Source organism: Paraburkholderia susongensis (genome assembly GCF_900177725.1).
GTDB classification, from domain to species: Bacteria; Pseudomonadota; Gammaproteobacteria; order Burkholderiales; family Burkholderiaceae; genus Paraburkholderia; species Paraburkholderia susongensis.
The window spans coordinates 161,910-184,387 of the sequence record NZ_FXAT01000013.1 but is presented as its reverse complement, the minus strand read 5'-3'; the positions used below and the strand labels follow the sequence as shown (position 1 = coordinate 184,387).

General features: G+C 65.2%; 21 protein-coding genes and 1 pseudogene. 7 read left to right on the top strand and 15 right to left on the bottom strand.

Features of this window, described 5'->3' with window-relative positions; genetic code table 11:
• Positions 1-48 precede the first annotated feature (48 nt).
• Positions 49-756, bottom strand: a complete 708-nt coding sequence (locus B9Z01_RS28700) for an MgtC/SapB family protein (protein WP_085488939.1) — start codon at positions 754-756, stop codon at positions 49-51.
• A gap of 730 nt (positions 757-1,486) precedes the next feature.
• Positions 1,487-2,650 (bottom strand): metallophosphoesterase, encoded by a 1,164-nt coding sequence (locus B9Z01_RS28690; RefSeq protein ID WP_085488937.1) that lies wholly within the window; start codon positions 2,648-2,650, stop codon positions 1,487-1,489.
• 480 nt (positions 2,651-3,130) lie between these two features.
• On the opposite strand from B9Z01_RS28690, the gene B9Z01_RS28685 reads away from it, so the two are divergent.
• Positions 3,131-3,475 (top strand): hypothetical protein, encoded by a 345-nt coding sequence (locus B9Z01_RS28685; protein ID WP_085488936.1) that lies wholly within the window; start codon positions 3,131-3,133, stop codon positions 3,473-3,475.
• A 157-nt stretch (positions 3,476-3,632) separates the two neighbouring features.
• On the opposite strand, the gene B9Z01_RS28680 is transcribed toward B9Z01_RS28685, so the two are convergent.
• Positions 3,633-4,217 carry a malonic semialdehyde reductase gene (locus B9Z01_RS28680; protein WP_085488935.1) on the bottom strand — a complete coding sequence of 195 codons (585 nt, stop codon included), beginning with the start codon at positions 4,215-4,217 and terminating at the stop codon, positions 3,633-3,635.
• 160 nt (positions 4,218-4,377) lie between these two features.
• Between B9Z01_RS28680 and B9Z01_RS28675 the strand changes: the two genes are divergently transcribed.
• The 5 genes from B9Z01_RS28675 (at position 4,378) to yjfF (ending at position 10,141) form a co-directional block, all read left to right on the top strand.
• Positions 4,378-4,965, top strand: a complete 588-nt coding sequence (locus B9Z01_RS28675; RefSeq protein ID WP_085488934.1) for an alpha-ketoglutarate-dependent dioxygenase AlkB family protein — start codon at positions 4,378-4,380, stop codon at positions 4,963-4,965.
• 182 nt (positions 4,966-5,147) lie between these two features.
• Entirely contained in the window at positions 5,148-6,134 is a 987-nt protein-coding gene (locus B9Z01_RS28670) for an ABC transporter substrate-binding protein (RefSeq protein ID WP_085488933.1), read from the top strand.
• Positions 6,135-6,369: 235 nt separating this feature from the next.
• Positions 6,370-8,007, top strand: coding sequence for a sugar ABC transporter ATP-binding protein (locus tag B9Z01_RS28665; protein ID WP_085488932.1), 1,638 nt, complete (start codon positions 6,370-6,372; stop codon positions 8,005-8,007).
• The gene (locus tag B9Z01_RS28660; RefSeq protein ID WP_085488931.1) at positions 8,004-9,047 is read left to right on the top strand and encodes an ABC transporter permease; all 1,044 of its coding nucleotides are present in this window, start codon (positions 8,004-8,006) and stop codon (positions 9,045-9,047) included. The genes B9Z01_RS28665 and B9Z01_RS28660 overlap by 4 nt, the downstream gene beginning before the upstream one ends.
• Positions 9,044-10,141, top strand: a complete 1,098-nt coding sequence (gene yjfF / locus B9Z01_RS28655) for a galactofuranose ABC transporter, permease protein YjfF (protein WP_085488930.1) — start codon at positions 9,044-9,046, stop codon at positions 10,139-10,141. The genes B9Z01_RS28660 and yjfF overlap by 4 nt, the downstream gene beginning before the upstream one ends.
• Before the next feature lie 42 nt (positions 10,142-10,183).
• Here the strand turns inward: yjfF and mdcH are convergent, their stop codons facing one another.
• From mdcH to B9Z01_RS28615, 8 genes are read right to left on the bottom strand one after another with little or no spacing between them, the layout of a single operon-like run.
• A complete protein-coding gene (mdcH, locus tag B9Z01_RS28650) occupies positions 10,184-11,116 on the bottom strand; it encodes a malonate decarboxylase subunit epsilon (protein WP_085488955.1) in 933 nt (310 codons plus the stop codon).
• A complete protein-coding gene (locus B9Z01_RS28645) occupies positions 11,116-11,880 on the bottom strand; it encodes a malonate decarboxylase holo-ACP synthase (RefSeq protein WP_085488929.1) in 765 nt (254 codons plus the stop codon). The genes mdcH and B9Z01_RS28645 overlap by 1 nt, the downstream gene beginning before the upstream one ends.
• Entirely contained in the window at positions 11,880-12,719 is an 840-nt protein-coding gene (mdcE, locus tag B9Z01_RS28640; protein ID WP_085488928.1) for a biotin-independent malonate decarboxylase subunit gamma, read from the bottom strand. The genes B9Z01_RS28645 and mdcE overlap by 1 nt, the downstream gene beginning before the upstream one ends.
• Positions 12,716-13,612, bottom strand: coding sequence for a biotin-independent malonate decarboxylase subunit beta (locus B9Z01_RS28635; RefSeq protein WP_085488927.1), 897 nt, complete (start codon positions 13,610-13,612; stop codon positions 12,716-12,718). Before B9Z01_RS28635 ends, mdcE begins: the two co-directional genes overlap by 4 nt.
• A complete protein-coding gene (locus B9Z01_RS28630) occupies positions 13,609-13,932 on the bottom strand; it encodes a malonate decarboxylase subunit delta (RefSeq protein ID WP_085488926.1) in 324 nt (107 codons plus the stop codon). Before B9Z01_RS28630 ends, B9Z01_RS28635 begins: the two co-directional genes overlap by 4 nt.
• A 5-nt stretch (positions 13,933-13,937) precedes the next feature.
• On the bottom strand, positions 13,938-14,996 hold the full coding sequence (locus tag B9Z01_RS28625; RefSeq protein WP_085488925.1) for a triphosphoribosyl-dephospho-CoA synthase: 1,059 nt from the start codon (positions 14,994-14,996) through the stop codon (positions 13,938-13,940).
• A 2-nt stretch (positions 14,997-14,998) separates the two neighbouring features.
• A complete protein-coding gene (gene mdcA / locus B9Z01_RS28620) occupies positions 14,999-16,681 on the bottom strand; it encodes a malonate decarboxylase subunit alpha (RefSeq protein WP_085488924.1) in 1,683 nt (560 codons plus the stop codon).
• 8 nt (positions 16,682-16,689) lie between these two features.
• A complete protein-coding gene (locus B9Z01_RS28615) occupies positions 16,690-17,475 on the bottom strand; it encodes a GntR family transcriptional regulator (RefSeq protein WP_085488923.1) in 786 nt (261 codons plus the stop codon).
• Between the two features lie 208 nt (positions 17,476-17,683).
• On the opposite strand from B9Z01_RS28615, the gene B9Z01_RS28610 reads away from it, so the two are divergent.
• Positions 17,684-18,982, top strand: a complete 1,299-nt coding sequence (locus B9Z01_RS28610; RefSeq protein ID WP_208626279.1) for an MFS transporter — start codon at positions 17,684-17,686, stop codon at positions 18,980-18,982.
• A gap of 307 nt (positions 18,983-19,289) precedes the next feature.
• Here B9Z01_RS28610 and B9Z01_RS35950 read toward each other — a convergent pair.
• The 4 genes and pseudogenes from B9Z01_RS35950 to B9Z01_RS28590 form a co-directional block, all read right to left on the bottom strand.
• Positions 19,290-19,643, bottom strand: a pseudogene (locus B9Z01_RS35950) (hypothetical protein); the annotation flags it as partial.
• A gap of 96 nt (positions 19,644-19,739) precedes the next feature.
• On the bottom strand, positions 19,740-19,961 hold the full coding sequence (locus B9Z01_RS35945) for a LysR family transcriptional regulator (protein WP_208626276.1): 222 nt from the start codon (positions 19,959-19,961) through the stop codon (positions 19,740-19,742).
• Between the two features lie 301 nt (positions 19,962-20,262).
• The gene (locus tag B9Z01_RS28595) at positions 20,263-21,279 is read right to left on the bottom strand and encodes an asparaginase (protein ID WP_085488920.1); all 1,017 of its coding nucleotides are present in this window, start codon (positions 21,277-21,279) and stop codon (positions 20,263-20,265) included.
• 210 nt (positions 21,280-21,489) lie between these two features.
• The gene (locus B9Z01_RS28590; protein ID WP_085488919.1) at positions 21,490-22,458 is read right to left on the bottom strand and encodes a threo-3-hydroxy-L-aspartate ammonia-lyase; all 969 of its coding nucleotides are present in this window, start codon (positions 22,456-22,458) and stop codon (positions 21,490-21,492) included.
• Positions 22,459-22,478: the final 20 nt, after the last annotated feature.

Below are 22,478 nucleotides of genomic sequence, written 5' to 3'. Positions count from 1 at the left end.
CTAAGTGTAGACGATGCACGCCAATAAAGGGGATTGACGCGATGCGGGTCACTCGGGCGTCGGCTCCGCTTCTCTGGCCGTCCAGCTGACGCTGGACACGCTTTTTTCCATGCTGAGGCGGCTCGCCATCTGTTCGAGCTTCGACTGATCCTTCGGATGCATCGTGAGCGTCGCCGTCACGCGAATACGCCCTGGTTCGTCCTCGACGTCTTCGCTCGTGAGGCTCTGGAACGACAGCGGTGCCGAATACATGGAGTTGGAGATCGCGGTGCGAATGTGGATCTCGTCGGCCTCGCGGCAGACGATCGTCAGCATGTACACACGCACGAGGTCGGCGTTTGCAACCGGTGTCGAGTTGATCATCCGGCTCACTTCGCGCAGCACCGTATTGGTCAGCAGCACGATCACGGTACCCGCGAGCGCGGGCCCGTAATGTCCCGCGCCGCTCAATACGCCCACCGCCGCCGAGCACCAGAGCGTGGCCGCGGTGTTGATCCCCTGGATCGAGCCCTTGTCGCGCATGATGACCCCGCCGCCGAGAAAGCCGACGCCGGACACCACATACGCGGCGATCTGCGTGATGCCGCTTACGCCGTTGCCGGTCAACACGCCGAGCGTGACGAACAGGCACGAGCCGCTCGCGACCAGCGTGATCGTGCGCAGCCCGGCATTGCGCTGCCGCATCTGCCGTTCGAGGCCGATTGCGACGCCGCAGGAGAACGCGGTAAGAAGCCGCAGAAAGAATTCGAGTGTCATCGTTCAGAAAGGTTGGCGCCTGGGTCGGCGCGTGCGTTGCCACGTTTGTTGCCGCAGTGTGAAGCCTACGCGTGACAGCGCTGCGTCGTCCATCGTCGTCTGTGACGGGGACGACAGTGCTCACGCGTGACGAAGCACGCGAACACAAGCTCGCTGTACTGGACATGTGCAGCATCGGCATGGCATCGAACCATGCTGCGCTTCACTGGCAATACGGGAACGTGGGCGAAAGGAGAGCGACGCGCGCCGTCGTGCCGGAGGGCAGGACGGCGACAGAAAAGACTGACGCGGAAATCCCGCCGATCAGGCGATCGGGCGAATCGAAGCTCGGCTAGTACTACTGCTACTGTCCAAGATCGTGGTTCCGGTTAAATGAGTTGGGCGAATTTTAGGCGGCTGTGCGAAGTTTAGTCAAGCCGCGATCGAATCGATGCATAGGCCCGGCGGGGCGCTGCGCAATGGGTTCGAAGAGGGCATTCGCCGCGGCGTTGTGGATCGATCGCAGGATTAGTTGTGACTCCGAATATTGATGGCACTCCCTGGAAGATCGCCGTTCGAGTGCTTGAGAATAAGGCGCGCCGCGCGAATTACGTTTTGCTTCTAACTGGCTTTCTATCGCATCCATTTGCAGGTTCCTACGCGACCCGGAGCGATGAGCGTTGCGCGATCCATCGACTCATCCATCAACTCACCAGCGCGCTCTTTTCTCTCCGTTACCGATCAGCCCGATTTAATCCGGCTCGCCGGGTACGAGCCGCAAACGCGTGATTTCGGAGGGCGCGCCAAGCCGCTTCGGCGGTCCCCAATAGCCGGTGCCGCGGCTTGTGTACACCCACAGTCCGCCCAAACGCGCGAGGCCGGCTGTGAACGGCTGCTGGAATCGCACGAAGAAATTCCACGGGAAGAACTGGCCGCCGTGCGTGTGGCCCGAGAGCTGCAGCGTAAAGCCGGCCGCCGCGGCGGCTTCGGCGGAGCGCGGCTGATGAGCGAGCAGCACCCTGATGAGCACGTCGCCCGGTGCGCCGGCGAGCGCCGCAACCGGATCGCTGCGATGCGCCGGGTCATGATGGCCCGCGGAGTAGTCGGTGACGCCGGCAATCACGGCGCGCGCTCCATCGTGATCGACGACGACATGCTCGTTGAGCAGAACCTGCAAGCCGAGGCGGCGGAATTCGTCGATCCACGAATTTGCGCCGGAGTAGTACTCGTGATTACCGGTCACGAGAAACGCGCCATGCCGCGCGGTGAGTCGCGAGAGCGGCTGCGTATGCTGGCTCAGTTGCGGCACGCTGCCGTCCACCACGTCGCCGGTCACCGCAATCAGATCGGGCTTGAGCCGGTTCACCGCGTCGACGATTGCGTCGACGTAACGGCCTTTGATCGTCGGACCGACGTGGATGTCGCTGATCTGCACGATCGTGAAGCCCTCGAGCGCGGCCGGCAGATCGTCGATCGGCACTTCGATCGTCACCACGCGCGCACGACGGCGCGCGTTGAAGAAGCCGACAAGCGTCGAGAGCAACGCAAGCAACGGCACCGCTGCCGCCGAGCCGGTGCGCCAGTGCGCGATCGCAAGCGTGTGCGGCCAGATCGCATCGATGGTGAGCAGCGACGCGAGCACGAGGTCGCGCGCGAACGTCAGCACCAGCAACGACGAAAAGAAGCCCATTGCGGGCAGGCCGACCCATGCGAGCCGGTCGCCGAGCGGTTGGCGCTTGATGCCGCGCGCCATCATGCCGAGCGGGATCAGGAAGATCGAAGCCACGAGCCACAGCACGCACAGCCAGCGGGCGGTCGTGCCGACGGGCATGTCGGGAATCAGGCGCAAGCCGACGTAGATATGCAGCAGGATGCCAATCAGGATCAGGCGAACAAGAAACGATGAACGGCGCATAGAGAGGGTCAGGGCGGGAGGGGGCCGAAGGGGCGGGTGGCCGGCCTCGGCGAAATCGGTGGAGGCGCGGCGGCAATCGGATTGCGGGCGAGGCATGCACGAGCTTCACGAACGCGGCGAGTCATTCTACCGGCATGTTCGGACCCTTGCTGAGGCCACGAAATCCATGCGAATCCATACGCCTGCGCCGAGCGGCATGTGTGTCCGACGGTGCTTCATGGCGTGCGCAGACCCGGGCGCGATAAATGCCCGACGGCCATTCGCATGGCTGCACGCAGTGCATTTAAATGCCTATGCAAGCTAATTAAATGGGCTTTGAATTGTATTCGCGCGTGGACTATGCTTGAAACAGATCTGTTTGTCTCCGGACCATCGCAGCGGCATTGCAAGGTCACGCGAAGGCTTGCCGAGTGGAGCGTTTGGTTCGGTCACCAGTGGTTCTGCCGCCGGGAAAGAGATCAGGCGAGGGGGAGGCGCACCATGAAGCTGCTCAAATCGGGCCACGAGTTCCATCACGCGCAGGACGCGCAACATCATCATGCGCATCGCGTCGGGCACGAGGGAAGTCATGTCATGCTGCCGCTCGTCGGCATCTCGCTGATGGCGATCGCGCTATACGTCGGCGTACGCAATATCGACTTCTCCCAGCTAGGCAAGGACGCACTGTTCTACGTGGTGATGGTGGCCGTTGCGCTCGGTATCGCGGGACTGTTCGGCGTCGTCGGCGCATGGCTGCGCTCGAACGGCGACGAGGCCGACGAAGGCTTCTGCTTCGTCGGCGCGCTGATCGGCACGGTGGTGTTTTATATCGCGATGCTGACCTGAATTCAGCAGGATATCGAACCGAACTCGCAGCGGCGCATTGCGCGCCGCACCATGCGCGAGGCGTGGCCCTCGGCCGCTATCCAACGCAGAGCGTACAACGCTTCAAAGCAGGCGCTTCAAAGCAACCGCCTCAAAACACTTCGGCGCGCATCCCCATTCAAACAATCCGCGCCGCTTCGTCGAACGAAAAACGCGGGCTGCGCGGGAACAGTTTCGACGGATCCCCATAGCCGAGATTGATCAGGAAATTCGCTTTCACGCTCGTGCCCGCGAAGAACGCTGCGTCGACTTTGGCCGCATCGAAGCCCGACATCGGACCCGTATCGAGGCCGAGCGCACGGGCCGCGAGTATCAGGTAGCCGCCTTGCAGCGTCGAATTGCGAAACGCCGTATCCGCGATCAGGCGGTCGTTGCCGACGAACCAGATGCGCGCGTCCGCATGCGGAAAGAGCTTCGGCAGATGCTCGTAAAACGCCATGTCCATCCCGACGATCACCGTGACTGGCGCGGCCATCGTTTTCTCGAGATTGCCCGCCGACAACGCCGGGCGCAGTTTTTCCTTGCCCTCGGGCGTCTTGACGAACACGAAGCGGCCTGGGCTCGAATTGGCCGAGGTCGGGCCGAGCAGCACGAGTTCGGTGAGTTGCCGCAGCACGGCATCGTCGATGGGTTTGTTCTGCCAGCCGTTGTGTGTGCGTGCTTCGCGAAAGATCTGATCGAGCGCCTGATCGGAAAGAGTCATGAGCGTGGTCCGTGTGAAGGAAAATGAAAAGAGGAGCGCAGCGTACCGCGTCGAATGAGAGAGCAAGGCACCGGTGTGAGGGGGGGCGCCGTTCTCGCCATAATAGCCGGGGTTTTCATTCATTCGCTCGCTCGCATTCAGAGCAGATTCAGGCATGCCGATGACGGATCTTTTCAACGACCTGCCGACGCCCGACGTCGACTGGTATCCCGACTGGTTCGCACCGGCCGAAGCCGCGCTGCTGCTCGCGCGGCTGATCGACGAGGTGCAATGGCGTCAGGACATGATGGGCACCCCTGCGGGCCGTGTCGCGCTGCCGCGTCTGACCGCGTGGCAGGGCGAGCCGGAGGCGGTGTACGTTTATTCAGGCATCCGCAACGTGCCGCAACCGTGGACGCCTGCCGTCGCCGAACTGAAGGCCGCCGCCGAGGCCACGAGCGGCGCGCGTTTTAACAGCGTGCTGCTGAATCGCTACCGCAGCGGCGCCGACAGCATGGGCTGGCACGCGGACCGCGAGCCCGAACTCGGCAGCCAGCCGGTGATTGCATCGGTGAGCCTCGGTGTCGCGCGCACGTTCGATTTGCGGCACAACCGGACCGGCGTCATGCAGTCGTTTTCGTTGAAGGGCGGCAGCCTGCTCGTGATGAAGGGCGACACCCAGGCGCAGTGGCGTCACCGGGTGCCGAAGGAGCCGAGCGTGAGCGGCGAGCGCATCAATCTGACGTTTCGCTGGGTCATCCCGCGATAAGGCCGGGCGCCGTCGCCCGCTCACCCTTGCGCCATACCAAAATTGATATCAACGGCGCGAATCATGTGATTGGACGGTTAACGCGTCGCACAGTACGCTACATCACGATCCATGCACCGTAGGGACCGTGAGGGCTAGGCGGGTCGCTGGATTGCCTACACAACAACGATCAGGAGACAGTCATGGCGAATACACGACGTGCCGCGTTTCGCGCTCTGGGCGCGCTCGCGCTTTCCGCGAGTCTTGGTGCACTGACGCTGGCCGCGCCCGGCGCTCATGCCGAGGGCAAGCAGATTACGCTCGGTTTTGCGCAGGTCGGCGCGGAAAGCGCATGGCGCACGGCGAACACCGAGTCGGTGAAATCGGCGGCGGCGGACGCGGGGATCAAGCTCAAATTCTCCGACGCGCAGCAGAAGCAGGAAAACCAGATCAAGGCGATCCGCTCGTATATCGCGCAGAAGGTCGACGTGATCGCGTTCTCGCCGGTCGTCGAATCGGGCTGGGAGCCGGTGCTGCGCGAAGCGAAAGCCGCGAACATTCCGGTGATCCTCACCGACCGCAACATCGACGTGAAGGACACGTCGCTCTACGTGACCATGATCGGTTCGGATTTCCTCGAAGAAGGACGGCGCGGCGGCCATTGGCTCGAGGAGCACTACAAGAACGACAAGGGGCCGATCAACATCGCCGAGCTGCAGGGCACGGTCGGCTCGGCGCCGGCCAACGATCGCCACGCGGGTCTGATGGAAGTCATCAAGAACGATCCGAAGTTCAAGATCATCGCGTCGCAAAGCGGCGACTTCACGCTCGCCGGCGGCAAGCAGGTCATGGAAGCGTTCGTCAAGACGTACGGCAACAAGATCAACGTCGTGTATGCGCATAACGACGACATGGCGCTCGGCGCGATCCAGGCGATGGAAGAAGCCGGCATGCATCCGGGCAAGGACATCACCGTCGTGTCGTTCGACGCGACCAAGGGCGGCTTCCAGGCGATGGCCGCGGGCAAGATGAACGTCGACGTCGAGTGCAGCCCGCTGCTCGGGCCGCAACTGATGTCGGCCGTGAAGGACGTGGTGGCCGGCAAGCAGTTGCCCAAGCGCATCCTCACGCAAGAGACCGTCTTCCCGATGAGCGTGGCCGCGCAGACCCTGCCGACACGTAAATACTGACGCACCGACGCGATAGCCATCGCGCGATGTTGCGCAATCCCCGCGCGAACGCCGTGGCGTTCCTGAGCGCAAGCGCCGCCACTGACGGCGCGGGGGAGAGGCGCGGCACGGACAGATCGAACAGGTTTCTCCAGTGGTGCCTGACCGCCCGGGCTGCTTCGGCAGCGGGCGGTCTCTTTTAAGGGGCGCGCCGCCGGAGCCAGCCGAACCACGCATAGCCGATCGAGCGAGGTCCATGAGCCATTCTCCATTCGAACCGAATTTGCCGGACTCGCCGGATTCCGGCACGAAGTCCGGTACAAAGCGCGCGCCGGATGCCGCGAGCGCGCGCGAGCCGATTCTGGCGACCTCCGGCGTCAGCAAGACATTTCCGGGCGTCAAGGCGCTGCAAGGCGTCGATTTCCGTCTTTTCCCCGGCGAGGTTCACACGCTGATGGGGCAGAACGGCGCGGGCAAATCCACCTTGATCAACGTGCTGACCGGCGTGCTCGCGCCCGATGCCGGCACGATCCGCCTCGGCGGCGAAGTGGTCGCATTCGCGTCGCCGCAGGAAGCCGAGGCGGCCGGCGTGCGCACGCTGTATCAGGAAGTGAATCTGTGCCCGAATCTGTCGGTCGCGGAGAACATTTTCGCGGGCCGCCAGCCGCGCCGCTTTGGCGCGATCGACTGGCCCGACATCAAGCGGCGCGCCCAGGAAGCGCTTGCGCGTCTCGACGTGGCGCTCGACGTCACGCGCTCACTCGACGCCTATCCGATCGCGGTGCAGCAGATGGTCGCGATCGCGCGCGCGTTGTCGGTCGACGCGCGCGTGCTGATTCTCGACGAGCCGACTTCGAGCCTCGACGACAGCGAGGTCGCACAGCTTTTCAAAATACTTCGGCATCTTAAGCAATCGGGCATCGCGATCCTGTTCGTTACGCACTTCATCGAACAGACCTACGCGATTTCCGACCGCATCACGGTGATGCGCAACGGCGAACGCGAAGGCGAGTACCTCGCGCGCGATCTGCCCGCCGATCAACTGGTCGCGAAGATGGTCGGTCATGAGCGCATGAGCGCGCGTCTGCGCGAAGCGGCGCACGAAGAGCAGGGCGCCGGCGATCTGCCGGCGAGCGAGCAGGAGCAGGCAAACGCAATGGCCGCGCAGCCGTTCGTCGAACTGCGCGGCGTCGGCCGGCGCGGCACCTTGCAGCCGATCGATCTCGAAGTGCCGGCCGGCAGGATTCTCGGCCTTGCGGGCCTGCTCGGCTCGGGCCGTACCGAAACCGCGCGCCTGCTGTTCGGCGCGGACCGCGCGGACAGCGGCACGATCCTCGTCAAAGGGCGGCCCGTGCGGCTGCGCTCGCCGCGCGACGCGGTGCGCCACGGCATCGGCTATTGCGCGGAAGACCGCAAGAAGGAAGGCATCATCGCCGAACTGTCGATCCGCGAAAACATCGTGCTCGCGTTGCAGGCGCGGCGCGGCTGGTGGCGCAAGATCAGCCGGCAACGCGCGCGCGAGCTGGCCGATCTGTGGATCGAGCGGCTCGGCATCAAGGCGTCCGACGCCGAACAGCCGATCGCGCTGCTATCCGGCGGCAACCAGCAGAAAGCGCTGCTCGCGCGCTGGCTCGCGACCGACCCGAAGCTGCTGATTCTCGACGAACCGACACGCGGCATCGACGTCGCCGCGAAGTTCGACATCATGGACCGGCTGCTCGCGCTGTGCGCGAACGGCCTCTCCATCCTGTTCATTTCGTCGGAGATCAGCGAGGTGCTGCGCGTGAGCCATCGCGTCGCGGTGCTGCGCGACCGGCGCAAGATTGCCGAGGTCGCCGGCAAGGCATCGAACGAGGACAACATCTACCGACTCATCGCAGGGAGCGGCGAATGAAGCTATCGAACTGGTTGGCGCGCGACGGGGCCGAGAGCGCGCTGCTGTGGCCCTGCGTGACGCTCGTCCTGCTGTTCGGGCTGAACCTGCTGGTCAATCCGCATTTCCTCGCGCTGCGCATGCTCGACGGCCATCTGTTCGGCGCGCCGATCGACATTCTCAATCGCGCCGCGCCGCTCGTGCTCGTCGCGATCGGCATGACGCTCGTGATCGCGACGCGCGGCATCGACATTTCGGTCGGCGCGGTGGTTGCGATCGCGGGTGCCGCGGCCGCGACGATACTCGCGACGCAAGCCGTGCCGAGCGGCGCACTGGTTGCGCAGGCGCTCGCGGCGGCGCTCGTGGTCGGCGTGCTGAGCGGCATGTGGAACGGCCTGCTCGTCTCGTTCGTCGGCATGCAGCCGATCATCGCGACGCTGATCCTGATGGTCGCCGGCCGCGGCATCGCGCAACTGCTGACCGCCGGGCAGATCATTCCGATCGGCGCACCTGGCTATCTGTTCGTCGGCGGCGGCTACTGGCTCGGCGTGCCGTGCTCGGTGTGGATCGCGGCGGTGGCCGTGCTGGCGACGGCCGCGTTCGTCGAAGGGACGGCGCTCGGGCTCTTCATTCGCGCGATCGGTGTGAATCCGGTCGCGACGCGGCTCGTCGGGTTGCGCTCGAAGGCGATCGTATTCGCGGTGTACAGCTTCTCGGGTTTGACTGCGGCGCTGGCGGGCATTCTGATCAGCTCGAATGTGCGCAGCGCGGACGGCAACAACGCGGGCCTGCTGCTCGAACTCGACGCGATTCTCGCGGTGACGCTCGGCGGCACGTCGCTGCTCGGCGGCCGCTTCAGCTTTGCGGGCACGGTGCTCGGCGCGCTCATCATCCAGACGCTCACGTACACGACGTATTCGATCGGCGTGCCGCCGGAAGCGACGCTCGTCGTCAAGGCGGCGGTCGTGCTCGCGGTCAGCGTGATCCAGTCGCCGGCGGCGCGCGCGCTCGCGGTGTCGTTCGGCGCGTCGCTCGTCAAATCACGCGGGGTGGCACGATGAGACGAATTCTCGAAGCACTTGCGCGCGTGGTCGATCCGCGCACGCTGCCGATTGCGGTGACGATCCTGCTATTCTGCGCGCTATTCGGCTTCGGCTCGGTGATGTACACCGGCTTCTTCTCGTGGCAGGTGCTGCTCGATCTGCTCGTCGACAACGCGTTCCTGCTGATCGTCGCGATCGGCATGACGTTCGTGATCGTGTCGGGCGGCATCGATCTGTCGGTGGGCTCGGTGGTGGCGCTCACGACGATCGTCGAGGCGGTGCTCTCCGAGCACATGCATCTGTCGGTGTGGATCATCATTCCGATCGTGCTCCTGATGGGCACCGTGTTCGGCGCGGTGCAGGGCGCGCTGATTCACTTCTTCCGCTTGCAGGCGTTCATCGTGACGCTGGCCGGGATGTTTTTCGCGCGCGGCCTGTGCTTTGTGATTACGACGCAGTCGATCACGATCACCGATCCGACGTTCCAGAAGATCTCGGCGTTTCGTCTGAACATCGGTGTCGGTTCGGTGTCGGCGAACGTGCTGATCGCACTCGCGGCGCTCGCGGCCGCGATCTACGTCGCGCATTTCACGCGCTTTGGCCGCAACGTTTACGCGGTCGGCGGCAACCCGCGCTCGGCATTGCTGATGGGGCTGCCGGTCGCGCGCACGCGCATCGGTGTGTATGCATTGAGCGGGTTCTGTTCGGCGCTCGGTGGTGCGGTGTTCACGTTCTACGTGCTATCGGGCTATGGGCTGCAAGGGCAGGGGATGGAGCTCGACGCAATCGCGGCGACGGTGATCGGCGGCACGCTGCTGACGGGCGGCGTCGGCTATGTGGTCGGCTCGCTGTTTGGCGTCGGTATTCTCGGCACGATCCAGACGCTGATTACGTTCGACGGTACGCTCAGCTCGTGGTGGACGCGGATCGTGATCGGCGCGCTGCTGTGTGCATTCTGCCTGTTGCAGCGGTTGATCGAGCGGCATGCGAAGTCGGTGCGGCGGCCGGGGGGGACGGGCGCTGTGGCGACGGCGGGGCGTGGGCATGGGCGTGGCGAGACGTCAGCCCCGGCGCAGCCGGATTCGCAGGTGTTGGGGAGGGCGCCGGGGTAGGGTGAGGGCAGGCGGCGGGAATGGCGATGCTGCGGCCATTCGTCAATCCCGTCCCAACCGCCGGCGCACCGTATTCACCAACTGATCGAACGACAACGCCCCGCCCGCAAGCGCAACAACCGCGGAAAAGTTCTCCCGCACGATATCCGTCGACACCTGCCCCGGCGGCGCTTCGACCAGCACGCTTGCGCCCATTTCCTGCATCGCCGTGAGCGCATCGAACCAGCGCACCGTGTAACGCATATTGGTCGCAAGGTCTTCGCGGATCGCTTCGGCCGTATACAACGGCCGCCCGCCGCGATTGCCGATATAAACACTGCCTGGCGCATGAAAATCCAACTCGCCAGAATAGGCGAGCAGTTCATCGCTCGCGTGCGCGAGCAATTCGCAATGCGAAGGAACGCTAACCGCGAGCCGCGTGGCCTTGCGCGCGCCGGCCGCGAGCGCGCGTTCAATGAAGGCGTCGAGCGCCTCGTCCGCACCGGCCATCACGATTTGCCGCGGCGCATTCACGTTGCCGACATACACGCGTTGCCTTTCATCGCCAGCATGCTGTGCAGCGAGCGTTTCCACCTGATGCTCGCTCAAGCCTGAAATAGCCGCGAGACCATAACCCGTTGGGTAGGCCGCTTCCATCAGCTCGGCGCGCCGCCGCACCATCTTCAGCGCGTCACGAAACTGAAGCGCGCCGCAACTGACCGCCGCCGCATAGGCGCCGACCGACAAGCCCGCGCTGATCTGCGCGGCGAACCCTTCATCGGCGAGCGCACGCGTTATCGCTACGCCCGCGATCGTCAAGCCAGTCTGCACGGCGACAGTCGAATGCAATGCATCCGGCGTGTCGAGCGTCAAAACATCGGCGCCAAGCGTGTCGGATGCTTCCGCGATCACTTCTTGCACCGCGCGATGCTGTGGCAGCCGATGCAAAAAGCCCTCGCTTTGCGCGCCCTGGCCGGGAAATAGCAGCGCGAGCATCATGCGGTGCCGGTGTGAGCATCGATCGCCCACGGATCGGCGATCAGTTGTGGGCCGCTGGCGGCGCGCGCCAGCACGCGCGCTTTGCCCGCGGCCCATTCGGCGAGCGCCACGCCGCCTGTGGGCGTTTCGAGTTGTGTGTCGATGCGGATACCGATATGCGCCGCGAGCGCTTGCAGTTGATCGAGCAGGACGCACGCAAAGTCTTGCGCTAAACGTTCGGGCGCGCGAATCAGCAGATCGAGATCGCTGGTTTCGGTCACGGTTGGCATCCGCGTGGCTAATTCGAAGCCTGCACTGCCCGTCGGCCCCCAGACGAATCGAGTGAGGGAGCCCACCGCATCGCTTTGCAGCGCTGAAAGCGCAACGAAACACGGCAATGCACGGCGTCCGGTTTCCGGCTGCGCCTGCGTCAACGATTCCGGAGACACAACGCTCACGATGTCGTCCGCATGCGCCCAGGAACCATAACGTCGTGCACGTCCAGCACCACGCACGCCGATCGCAACGAACCCATCGGCCGCCGGCGCGCGCCGGACGACTGCATACGGCGCGCGCGCGAACGCATCGCGGACCCATGCCGGTTCGTCCGCGAACGAACGGAGGTGTTGCAAGCGCAGCAGATCGTGCGGGCGCCACTGCGTGTTGCTTGCAGCCACGACCGCAGCCGTAGCCGCAACCGCAGCCGTAGCCCCGCCTGCGGACGAAGCGGCACCCGGCGCGACACGCGAGGCCTCGAACGGCGGCGCCGCACAAACCCGCATCACAGTGCATCCCACTGTTCGGCGAGCCGCCGCCGCACTTCGATCGACGCCGCCCGATTCTGCCGCGCCGCCGCCGATTCGAGCCGATGCGCCAGCGTGCGTCCGCCTTCGCGCGCGCTACGGATCTGCTCGATGAGCACGCCGCGTACGCACTCGATCTGCGCTGCATCCGGCGCATCGGCATCAACACCTTCGATCAACTGATCGAGCAGCCCGAGCTTCGCGAACGACGCCATCGAATACGACATCGGCACGATGGTCTCGCCGAGTTCGTCGAGCGCTTCGACCGTGCGGCGCGTGACGCGCGCGGCCGCTTCCTTGCCCATCGCGTGGACCATCGTGCCGGGTGCGTCGAGCGCGACGATGCGGTTCGCCTGATAGCCGTGCGCGAGGAACGCGCCCGACATCGCCGGCCCGACGATCAGCGCGATCACCGGATGACCCGCGTCGCGCGCGCTCGCATAGGCATCGACGGCGGCCGCGCACGCGAGGTGAATGCCGAGCATTTCCTCGCGATAGCCGTACGCCTGGCTTTTTACGTCGACGATCGCGACGATCGGGCGGCGCGTGCTGCCTGCCGTATTTGCGCCTGCATTCACGTTTGCATCCGCATCGATCGCTTCGCGCACCGCGCGCGCGAGCCGCCAGCCCTGTTCGAGGCCGACCACGTTGCTGGTCGCGCGCGCAAAGCGGTTCGCCGGATCGGGCACGACCGTGATGAAGCGCGCGGTTTCCCCGCCGAGTGGCGCATCGCCGCTCCACACGGGCGCCGCGCCGGCCGGTTGGCCTGCAAGCGCATGGAACCAGCGCGCGCCGCGGGTAGGTGTGGTGTCGCTCATGGCTGCTCCTTGTTCGCGGCGCCGTGAATGCCTGATCGATAAAGCTCGCGCATGTTCTGCGGCGTGACGCTTGCGGGATCCACCTGCGCGAGCAGGCTCAGGAACGTGTCGACCTGCTCGCTGCGGTGTGCGGCCGGCACGCCTTGCACGAACGCCGCGTGCACCGCGGCGCGCACCGCGTTGGCGTCATCGTCGACGAGCCGGTCGGCGAGCGCGGTGGCGACGCGCTGCTCGCCGCCGATCAGTTGCCACACGCGACGGCGGTCGCTCGCGTCGAGTTCTTCGATACCGGCTTCCTGCTCGATCACTTCGGGGCCATTCATGCCGAGCCGGCCCTGCTTCGTCACGAGCAGATACGAGCACAGCGCGGCCGCGAGCGACATGCCGCCGAAGCAGCCGACCATGCCCGCGACCACGCCGACCACCGGCACGTGCCGGCGCAGCGCGACGATCGCCGCCTGAATCTCGGCGATTACGGCGAGCCCGAGGTTCGCTTCCTGCAAGCGCACGCCGCCGGTTTCGAACAGCACGACCGGGCGCACGCGCTTGCCGCGCTCGCAGTCGCGCAGGGCCATCTCGAGCGCCGCGGCGATTTTGCTGCCCGACACTTCGCCGATGCTGCCGCCCTGGAACGCGGATTCGATCGCGGCCACCACGGCCGGTTCGCCGTCGATCGTGCCGCGCGCGATCACGCAGCCGTCGTCGGCCTGGCAGACGATGCCTTGCAGCGGCAGCCACGGCGACTCGATGCGATCGAACGGCCCAAGCAGTTCGCGGAAGCTGCCCGCATCGAGCAGCGCGCGGGCGCGCTCGCGCGCGGGCAATTCGATGAAGCTGTCGCGCAGCAGCGGCGCGGCATGAACCGCAGGTTGAGGATTGGCGGCCGTGCTCATACGCTGTCTCCGTCTTCGGCGGCTTCGACCGCTTCCGCGAGCCGCAGCGCGACCACGCCGGGCGTCGCGCCGAAGTCGTTGATTTCGATGCGCGCGGCGCCGTCGTAGCGCGTGAAGAAACGGTCGAGCACGCTCTTCCAGATGTGGCCGTAGCCGTCGACGCTCGTGCGCACGACCACGTGCGCGGCGAGCGCCGGGCCGCTTGCGCCGGCAGCGGCGGGCGAGAGCAGCACTTCGAGATCGCCCGAGCCGACCACGCCGACATGCGCGCGGGTCGTGACGGCGCGTTGCGCCGGATAGTCGAAGGTCAGATGTTCCATGGGGCTCAGCTCCGGCCGGCGTCGCGAGGCGCCAGCATGTCGAGAAAGAGGGTGGCGGCGAGCAGGTCGGCCGCGCCGCCGGGTGACGCGTTGAGCGACAGCAGTTCGCGTTCGAGCGCGTCGAGCGCGTTGCGGCCCGCGGGTGTCGAACTGCCGCCCGTGTCGAGCACGCGTTGCGCACCGCGCTGCCCGGCGTGCAAACCGGCGAGTCCCGCGCGATGCAGCAGGCAGGTGTCGTCGAGCGAGGCCATGATGGTGAGCAGCGCGTCGACGCGCGCGGCGTTCTCGCCGGCGCCGCGCGAGCGCGCCGCCTGCAGCGCGGGCAGGCCGACGTCGACCACGTGCGGGAAGCCGTCCTGTGCTTCGCGGCGCGCACCGCCCACCCGATAGCGCCGGCGCGCGCGTTCGCCGTGGCTGTCGGTGGGCGCGGCGAAGCGGTCGGGGAAGCAGGCGATCTGCGCGGCCAGCGTGCAGATGCGCACGGCGTCGGGATGCCTGGCATTGCCAGGTAATGGTGTGGAGTTGGGCGCGATCGGCGGCGCGATCATTGGCGTAATCATTGGCCCAGGCGCGGACGCGCCCGAACACATGTCCAGCGCCGCACCCGCGACGAGCAAGCCGACGATCCAGATTGCGCCGCGATGCGCGTTGCTGCCGCCGGTCGCGCGCATCATGTCCTGTTCGCCCGCGCGGCCGATCTGCGCGAGTTCGCTGCGCAGCAGCGCGGACGGTTCGCCGCGGTGACGCGCCACGCGCGCGAGCGCCGCGAAAGTCGGTTCCAGCGCGTGCGCCGAGCGCAGCATGATGGCGAGATCGAGGTCGCGATGCGCGCCGCTGCCGCGCTGATCGACCAGCGCGGGCTTCGGCGTGAGCCGCGCTTCGTCGACGAGCGCGGTGATCGCGCAACGCGCGAGTTGCGCATCGAAGCGCTGGGCGGAGAAGCGAGTGTCGAACGGCGCATCACGTAGCGCATCGAGCGGCGCGCCGGAAAACACACCGCACGTGCCGCGCGCAATCGACGCCGACGACAATACCGCGCATTCGAGCGAGGCAGCGTTCGCCATCGTCACCAGCTCCTGAAGCGCGCCGGCGGCGCGTAGAGGCCGCCCGACCACGTGACCAGATCGTCGATGCTGCGCGCCGCGAGCAGCGAGCGCTTCGCTTCGCCACGCCGGATGCCGAGGTCTTCCGGATAGGCGACGATACCGCGCCGGCGCAATTCCGCGCTCTTCTCCGGCTTCGCGCGCAGGCCGATCGGCGTGACGCCGGCCACCGCGGCGAGCGCCGCGCGCCGCTCGTCGATGCCCTCGGCCTTGTGCAGATGCGCGATGCCTTCCTCGGTGACCACATGGCTCACGTCGTCGCCGTAGATCATGACCGGCGCGATCGGCATGCCGCTTTTCGCGCCGACCGCGACCGCGTCGAGTTCATCGACGAAGGTCGGCTCGCCGCCTTTCTTGTACGTCTCCGCGAGTTGCACGACGAGCTTCTGGCCGCGTGACACCGCGCCGTCGCCCTTGAGCAGCTTCAACCACGCCTCGCTCGAATGACGTCGCCCGCGCGGATCGTGGCCCATGTTCGGTGCACCGCCGAATCCGGCGAGCCGCCCGCGCGTGACCGTCGACGAATTCGCGTCCGCATCGATCTGCAGCGTCGAGCCGATGAACAGGTCGACGCCGTATTGCCCGGCCAGCTGGCACAGCACGCGATTCGAGCGCAGGCTGCCGTCGTTGCCGGTGAAGAACACGTCGGGACGCGCCTCGATATAGGCCTCCATGCCGACCTCGCTGCCGAAGCAATGGATGCTGTCGACCCAGCCTGATTCGATCGCGGGGATCATCGTCGGGTGTGGATTGAGCGTCCAGTTGCGGCAGATCTTGCCTTTGAGGCCGAGCGATTCGCCGTAAGTGGGCAACAGCAGTTCGATCGCCGCGGTGTCGAAGCCGATGCCATGATTGAGTGACGTCACGCCATACGGCTCGTAGATGCCGCGAATCACCATCATCGCGGTCAGCACCTGGAGATCGCCGATATGGCGCGGATCGCGCGTGAAGAGCGGCTCGACCGCGAACGGCCGGTCCGCCTGCACGACCACGTCGACCCACGAGCCCGGAATGTCGACGCGCGGCAGTTCGTCGACGATCTCGTTGACCTGCACGATCACGATGCCGTGACGGAACGCGGCGGCCTCGGCGATGGTCGGCGTGTCCTCGGTATTCGGGCCGGTGTAGAGATTGCCGTGGCGGTCGGCTTTTTCCGCGCACAGCAGCGCGACGTGCGGGCTCAGGTCGACGAACATACGCGCGTACAGCTCGACATACGTATAGATCGCGCCGATTTCGAGCTGACCGTCCTCGAGCAGTTGCGCGACGCGCAGACTCTGCGGTCCCGCGAACGAAAAATCGACCTTGTGCGCGATGCCGCGCTCGAACAGCGTCAGATGTTCAGGACGACTGATGCTCGAGATCAGCAGATGCACGTCGTGCAGCTTCTGCGGATCGACCTTCGCGAGCGAGCGCGACAGGAAGTCGGCCTGTTTCTGGTTGTCGCCTTCGAGCACGACACGCTCGCCGGGCTGGATCAGCGTTTCGAGCGCATCGACGATGCGGTGCGCGGGCAGCACACCGTCTTCGAGCCACGGCGCGATGGCCGCGAGGCGGCGGTTCTTTTCATCGCGGCGGGTCGTCCACGAGCGGGCAGGGGCGAATGGCGACGTAGCGGACGTTGCGGCTTCGGCGGATGGGTTCATCGACTCGGTCAACTCCCGGTGGTGGCGCGCGGACGTCTGCCGCGCGGCCTCGGTGGATGCGCAAGCGCGGCTTCGTCTCGCGCGCGTTCGGTCAGGAAACGATGCAGCAATTCGCCGGTGCCGAGCAGATGCGCGACCACGAGCGACTGCGCGGCCGCGATATCGCGGCGCTCGACGGCGGCGAGCAGCGCGGCGTGTTCATTGTCGGACTCGCCCTTGTACGACGGCAAGCCGAACTTCAGGCGCAGATAGCGTTCGCCGCGCCGGTGCAGCAGCCCGATCATGTCCGCGAGCTGCGGGCGGCCGGCGGGCGCGTAGAGGCTCATGTGAAACGCGGCGTTGCGCGCGACGTAGAGCGACGGGTCCGCTTCGCTCTCGGCGGCGTGGCACAGCCCGGCTGCTTCGCGCAAGCTCGCGGCGTTGTGATTGGGGATGGCGAGGCCGAGCGCGAGGCTTTCGAGCGCGGAGCGGATCTCGTAGATCTCGCGCGCCTCGGCCGCGGAGAGCGGCGCGACGGTGGCGCCTTTATGCACCGCGGCGCGCGCCCAGCCCTCGCTTTCGAGCTGGCGCAGCGCCTCGCGCACGGGAATTGCACTGACGGAGAAATGCCGCGCGATCGCGTCTTGGCGCAACGGTGCGCCGGGCGCCAGCGTGCCGTCGACAATCGCCGCGCGCAGCGCCTCCGCGATCACGTGCGAGGTGCTTTCGCGCGGCGCCGCGGCGGGCAGCGCATCGGGCAGAAGAGGGCCGCGCACGGGAGACTCCAGGGGAAAACCTTCGGTTGCGTCACTCATGATTTCAAATATTATATATAAAAAGACGCGTTTTGCAGCGCGGGCAAACCCGGAAGAATTTTCACGGAAAGTGTCTGCGCCGCCCTCTGAGTGAGTTGCTCTGAGTAAGTTGTATGGGGACATTGCCGATCAATCAACGTCGCTGATGAACCACTGAGCGCGCCCGTCGTTTTCGTTGGGTTCGACCACCGTAGGCTGGAGGAGCATGATGAATTCACTGTCCGACCGGACGCCGGTCGCGCGGCGGCGCACGCCGCTCAATCGTTCGCAGATCGCAGGGTTTTGGGGCGCGTGGGCCGGCTGGACGCTCGACGGCATGGACTCGTTCATCTACGCGCTCGTGCTCACGCCGGCGCTGACCGAGCTGCTGCCGCGCTCCGGGTTCGCGGCGACGCCGTCAAACGTCGGACTCGCGGGCTCGATCCTGTTCGCGCTGTTTCTGGTCGGCTGGGGCCTGTCGTTCATCTGGGGGCCGCTTGCCGACCGCTTCGGCCGCACCAAGGTTCTTGCCGCCACGATCTTCACGTTCGCGATTTTCACCGGGCTCGCCGCGACCTCGAGCAACGTGTGGCAACTCGGCATTTATCGCTTCATCGCGGGCGTCGGTATCGGCGGGGAATGGGCGCTGGCCGGCACCTACGTCGCCGAGGCGTGGCCGGAGGATCGCCGCAAGATGGGCGCCGGTTATCTGCAGACCGGCTACTACGCGGGCTTCTTTCTTGCCGCCGCGCTCAATTACACGATCGGCGTGCATTTCGGCTGGCGCGCGATGTTCCTGACCGGCGCGGTGCCGGTGGTGGTCGCGATTCTGATCCTGCTGCGCGTGAAGGAGCCGGAGAAGTGGCAGAAGGCCGAGGCGGGCACCGTGCGCGCGAAGCCGCTGCGCGAAATTCTCGGGCCCGCGTACCGGCGCCGCACGTGGGTTGCCTGCATTCTTCTGACGATCGCGATCATCGGCTTGTGGGCGGGCGCGGTGTACGAGCCGTCCGCGGTGATTCAGCTTGCCGCGCGTGCCGGCATGTCGAAGGGCGACTCGATCCGCACGGCGTCGCTCGCGACCGGGCTGCTGTCGATCGGCACGATTCTCGGCTGTCTCGCGTTGCCGCCGCTGGCCGAGCGCATCGGCCGCAAGCTGACGCTCGCGGTGTACTTCGCGGGGATGGCGGTGTCGATCGCGGCGAGTTTCGGCTGGGCGTTTTATCTGCCGAACGGGCTGGCGCCGTTCATCGCGTGGCTATTCGTGCTGGGCTTTTTCGGCGGCAATTTCGCGCTGTTCAGCCTGTGGCTGCCGGAGCAGTTCGAAACCCGCGTGCGCGCGACCGCGTTCGCGTTCTGCACGTCGTTCGGACGCTTTGTCGGCGCCGGCGTCAACTTCCTGCTCGGCGCGGCGGTGCTGCATATGCAGACGCTCGGCGTGCCCGTCGCGTTGACGGCGCTCGTGTTCATCGCCGGGTTGTTCGTGATTCCGTTCGCGCCGGAGACGAAGGGCGAGACGCTGCCGCAGTGAGCGCTTCAAACTCCCGGCCGGTCAATTCTTCATCGGGAAATTGCGCGGCGTGGTCGGCCTCGGCGCGTGACCGAACCGGGCAACAACGGGGCCACCGCCGGCGAGGTTGATAGTATTGCTGCCCCAAGGCTCGTTATCTTTTTGTTCAGGAGGAGCTTGCGATCGTGCAGAGCCTTACTGGAAGAGGCTCGGCGGCTTGTTCTCAAATAAAGATATTGATTTTTGCCTGCTATTTGCCCGCAGGCCACTACTGGTGCCGGGGGCTCCGGTGTCCGATAGCAAGGCCACTTACGCGCGCGAGCGCCGATCACGCCGCATCGGCTTTATGTCTGTCTTCCGGCATGGCCGGTACGTCGGTCGGGCCAACCGGTTCCAGCCGCATCGCACCCCAGTCGAGCGGCGCAAATGCACTGCCGCCCGCCAGTTCGACCAGCTCCACGAATCTTTCGAGCGACACGCCGGCGACAATGCGCACCGGCGCATTGCCGAAGAAATCCTGCGTGCGCAACCACGGCGCATCGCCGCGATTGATCTCGTTGACACTCAGTTCGCGCCCATCGTAACCCGCCTCCGGTGGAATCAGAGGACCGTCAAACGCGACGGTCAGAATCTGCTGGGCGGCATCGTCATAGGGAGGACCGGCATGCCGCTCGTAGGGCGCGCGTTCCTATCCGTCACGACGTCGCGATAGACCTGCTGCGAATGGTCACGCAGGAAGCGCGCAAGTACCGGCCTCAGGACCATGCGGATCGCGCCTTCACTGGTGTTGATGCGTCGGCATGTCGCGCATCCTGTCGACCGCCAGCATGGCCTCTGCAACAGACGAGATAGCGGGACGGAGCCTATCGGCGAGTCGTTCGCCTGCGTCCGTCAATGACAGTCTGCGTGTCGTGTGATTGAACGGGCGAACACCAAGACGTTGTTCGAGACTCTCGATCGAATGACTGACGACAGAAGGAGTGACGGGACGGTAATTCACCGGCGACGCGGCTTTTCAGGCCGTGTGGACTGCACTGCATGTTCCAACGATCGGACTGCCTATCCACACGGGTGCTACGGAGCTCCCCATTAGCGTTCAATTTGTCGGTCCATAGCTGGTGGGAGATGCCAGCTATGGACTATGCCGAGGGATTCTGGCCTGTGTTACCGGAATCGGTGCGCCAAGGGCCTCAGGAGCGCACGCCTGGCAAATCTCTCGTTGCGTGCTGAGGCCGGATGACCACCGACATCGCTTCTATTGTTCTATCGGCACCGGAGGTTGTGTCTTCGAAATTTCATTTTCACGCGGGCTGCCGAGATTTCGCGACACTCCTCTCGGTGAGCAAACGTAGCAGCAATGCAATGCGCGCTTTGACCGGTGTGAGTGTCCCGGCATGCGGGAAGCGGTCACGTGAAGTTGGGACGATTGTCCCGTTCAGGCATCGGCTCGCCCGCCACACTTCAATGCCGGCTGTCTGCGCGCGAAGGGCGGCAGCGATCAGATCCTCATGCAGCGAGCCGTTTCCGGTAGCTGCCAGGATTAGTCCGTCGACCGCGTTGGGTGCGCCCGATTCCCGTTCGCGAGTCAGAATGTCGACAAGGCGACCGCGGGTGCCCGCGAAGCTCGTCACGATCTCGACCGAAGGCCAGTCAGCAATGTCGATCGAACTGATCAGCTTCCAGTTGCAGGAGCTGTTCCCTGCGTTTGTTGCCGGGCGCGTCAGCCGTGGGTTCCCCTCCTCGACATAGCCGACGGGCCCTAACTCCCCCGACTCGAATGCGTTGAGGCGGTACGGATGGGACTTGCGGACGTAGCTCGCGTCGTGAATCTCACCCGCGCACACGACAAATACGCCGGAAATTCCGGAGGCGACGGCAACGGCAACTGCGTCGCGCAGGTTTTGCGGTCCATCAGGCGATAGGGCTGTGGCGGGCCGCATGGCACATGTCAGTACGATCGGCTTTGTCAGCGAAGGGAAAACTGAGGCGAGGAAAAACGCGGTTTCCTCGATCGTATCCGTTCCATGAGTGATGATGATCCCGCCGACGCTGTTGTCCGTCAGGGCGGTCGCGCAACGATCTGCGAGGTCCCTCCAGATCGACAATGTCATGTCCTTACTGTCGATTTGCGCGACCTGCTCGGCATGGAACACGAAGCCACTCGGGGCGTCAGCGCCACGCACCAACTCGGCAACGCCGACGGTCCCGGCGACGTATTCGAGACTCGCTGCTCCTGCGCCGACGCCGGAGCCAGCGATTGTGCCGCCTGTGCCTAGCACGAGCAGGACATGAGGGGTAGTTTCAATGGCTGGATTCATCTGTTACTCTCACTCAATTGATTGTAGTGTCGAGCCTATGTGGGCACGTGGCCGATTTCGGCGGACCCGCGCAGAAGACGATCTCGTGACGAGGCCGGCCCGCGGATTCGGCCAGGACTGGACGCGGGCATAGGCACTGGCGCTCAGGTGGCAACCCTATACCGTGCGCCGATCTTTTTGAAGAAACGTCGCCGTACTAACGCTCTGCGATTACGCGGTAATCAGCGCTGTAAAACGTTCGAGATCAATGTTGCCGCCACTGATAAGGACTCCAAGACGCTTGTCCTTCAGCTCGTCTTTCCGCTGAAGGATGGCTGCGAGCCCCAAACAACCCGTCGGCTCAACGATCATTTTCATGCGGGATGCGAAGAATTTCATGCCCTCGATGAGCAGTGAATCCGGCGCGGTCAGGATGTCGTCCACGTCCCGCCTGATAATCGGGAACGTGTAGTTACCGAGATGCTGGGTCTGCGCGCCATCCGCGATGGTCTTCGGTGTGTCGATATGGACGATGGCTCCGCTGCGGAACGACTGTTGTCCGTCGTCGCCGGCCTCGGGCTCTACCCCAAAGAGCTTACACGCGGGCGACAGAGCTCGCGTCGCGAGTGCTGTGCCCGACAATAGTCCACCGCCCCCCAGCGGTACGAAAAGAGCGTCCAGCGAACCGACATCCTCGAACAATTCCTTGGCGGCCGTACCCTGGCCGGCCAGCACGTCCGGGTGGTCGTAGGAGGGTATCAGCGTCAGTCCATGCGCTTTCGCGAGGTTGCTTCCGATTTCTTCGCGGTCCTCCGTGTACCGGTTGTAGAACACGACATTGGCACCGTACCCTTTGGTGGCCGTGACCTTTGTCGCTGGCGCATCGTGAGGCATCACGATCGTCGCGGGAATGCCGAGGATCCGGGCGGACAACGCAACTCCTTGTGCATGATTCCCCGACGAGAATGCGACGACACCGGCGCGACGCTGCTCCGCAGAGAATCTGGCGAGCGAGTTAAATGCACCACGGAACTTGAAGGCGCCTACTCGCTGGAAGTTTTCGCACTTGAAGAACACCTCGGCGCCGACGATTTCGTTGAGCGTCCTCGAGGTATTGACCGGCGTACGGTGTGCAAAGCTGGCGATACGTTCAGAAGCTGCTTCAACGTCCGCATAGGAGGGAAGGGAAAGGGTAGACATGGTGAGAGATGTTCGGTTGT

What these genes read in the sequence shown, in the direction of transcription:
- mdcA (WP_085488924.1), bottom strand. Translation starts at nt 16,681, where the DNA reads ATGAACCCATCCGCCGAAGCCGCAACGTCCGCTACGTCGCCATTCGCC.
- B9Z01_RS28685 (WP_085488936.1), top strand. Translation starts at nt 3,131, where the DNA reads ATGAAGCTGCTCAAATCGGGCCACGAGTTCCATCACGCGCAGGACGCG.
- mdcE (WP_085488928.1), bottom strand. Translation starts at nt 12,719, where the DNA reads ATGAGCGACACCACACCTACCCGCGGCGCGCGCTGGTTCCATGCGCTT.
- B9Z01_RS28625 (WP_085488925.1), bottom strand. Translation starts at nt 14,996, where the DNA reads ATGGCGAACGCTGCCTCGCTCGAATGCGCGGTATTGTCGTCGGCGTCG.
- B9Z01_RS28690 (WP_085488937.1), bottom strand. Translation starts at nt 2,650, where the DNA reads ATGCGCCGTTCATCGTTTCTTGTTCGCCTGATCCTGATTGGCATCCTG.
- B9Z01_RS28595 (WP_085488920.1), bottom strand. Translation starts at nt 21,279, where the DNA reads ATGAATCCAGCCATTGAAACTACCCCTCATGTCCTGCTCGTGCTAGGC.
- B9Z01_RS28615 (WP_085488923.1), bottom strand. Translation starts at nt 17,475, where the DNA reads ATGAGTGACGCAACCGAAGGTTTTCCCCTGGAGTCTCCCGTGCGCGGC.
- B9Z01_RS28610 (WP_208626279.1), top strand. Translation starts at nt 17,684, where the DNA reads ATGAATTCACTGTCCGACCGGACGCCGGTCGCGCGGCGGCGCACGCCG.
- B9Z01_RS28645 (WP_085488929.1), bottom strand. Translation starts at nt 11,880, where the DNA reads ATGCGGGTTTGTGCGGCGCCGCCGTTCGAGGCCTCGCGTGTCGCGCCG.
- B9Z01_RS28680 (WP_085488935.1), bottom strand. Translation starts at nt 4,217, where the DNA reads ATGACTCTTTCCGATCAGGCGCTCGATCAGATCTTTCGCGAAGCACGC.
- B9Z01_RS28665 (WP_085488932.1), top strand. Translation starts at nt 6,370, where the DNA reads ATGAGCCATTCTCCATTCGAACCGAATTTGCCGGACTCGCCGGATTCC.
- B9Z01_RS28675 (WP_085488934.1), top strand. Translation starts at nt 4,378, where the DNA reads ATGACGGATCTTTTCAACGACCTGCCGACGCCCGACGTCGACTGGTAT.
- B9Z01_RS28630 (WP_085488926.1), bottom strand. Translation starts at nt 13,932, where the DNA reads ATGGAACATCTGACCTTCGACTATCCGGCGCAACGCGCCGTCACGACC.
- B9Z01_RS28635 (WP_085488927.1), bottom strand. Translation starts at nt 13,612, where the DNA reads ATGAGCACGGCCGCCAATCCTCAACCTGCGGTTCATGCCGCGCCGCTG.
- B9Z01_RS28660 (WP_085488931.1), top strand. Translation starts at nt 8,004, where the DNA reads ATGAAGCTATCGAACTGGTTGGCGCGCGACGGGGCCGAGAGCGCGCTG.
- B9Z01_RS28670 (WP_085488933.1), top strand. Translation starts at nt 5,148, where the DNA reads ATGGCGAATACACGACGTGCCGCGTTTCGCGCTCTGGGCGCGCTCGCG.
- mdcH (WP_085488955.1), bottom strand. Translation starts at nt 11,116, where the DNA reads ATGCTCGCGCTGCTATTTCCCGGCCAGGGCGCGCAAAGCGAGGGCTTT.
- B9Z01_RS28590 (WP_085488919.1), bottom strand. Translation starts at nt 22,458, where the DNA reads ATGTCTACCCTTTCCCTTCCCTCCTATGCGGACGTTGAAGCAGCTTCT.
- B9Z01_RS28700 (WP_085488939.1), bottom strand. Translation starts at nt 756, where the DNA reads ATGACACTCGAATTCTTTCTGCGGCTTCTTACCGCGTTCTCCTGCGGC.
- yjfF (WP_085488930.1), top strand. Translation starts at nt 9,044, where the DNA reads ATGAGACGAATTCTCGAAGCACTTGCGCGCGTGGTCGATCCGCGCACG.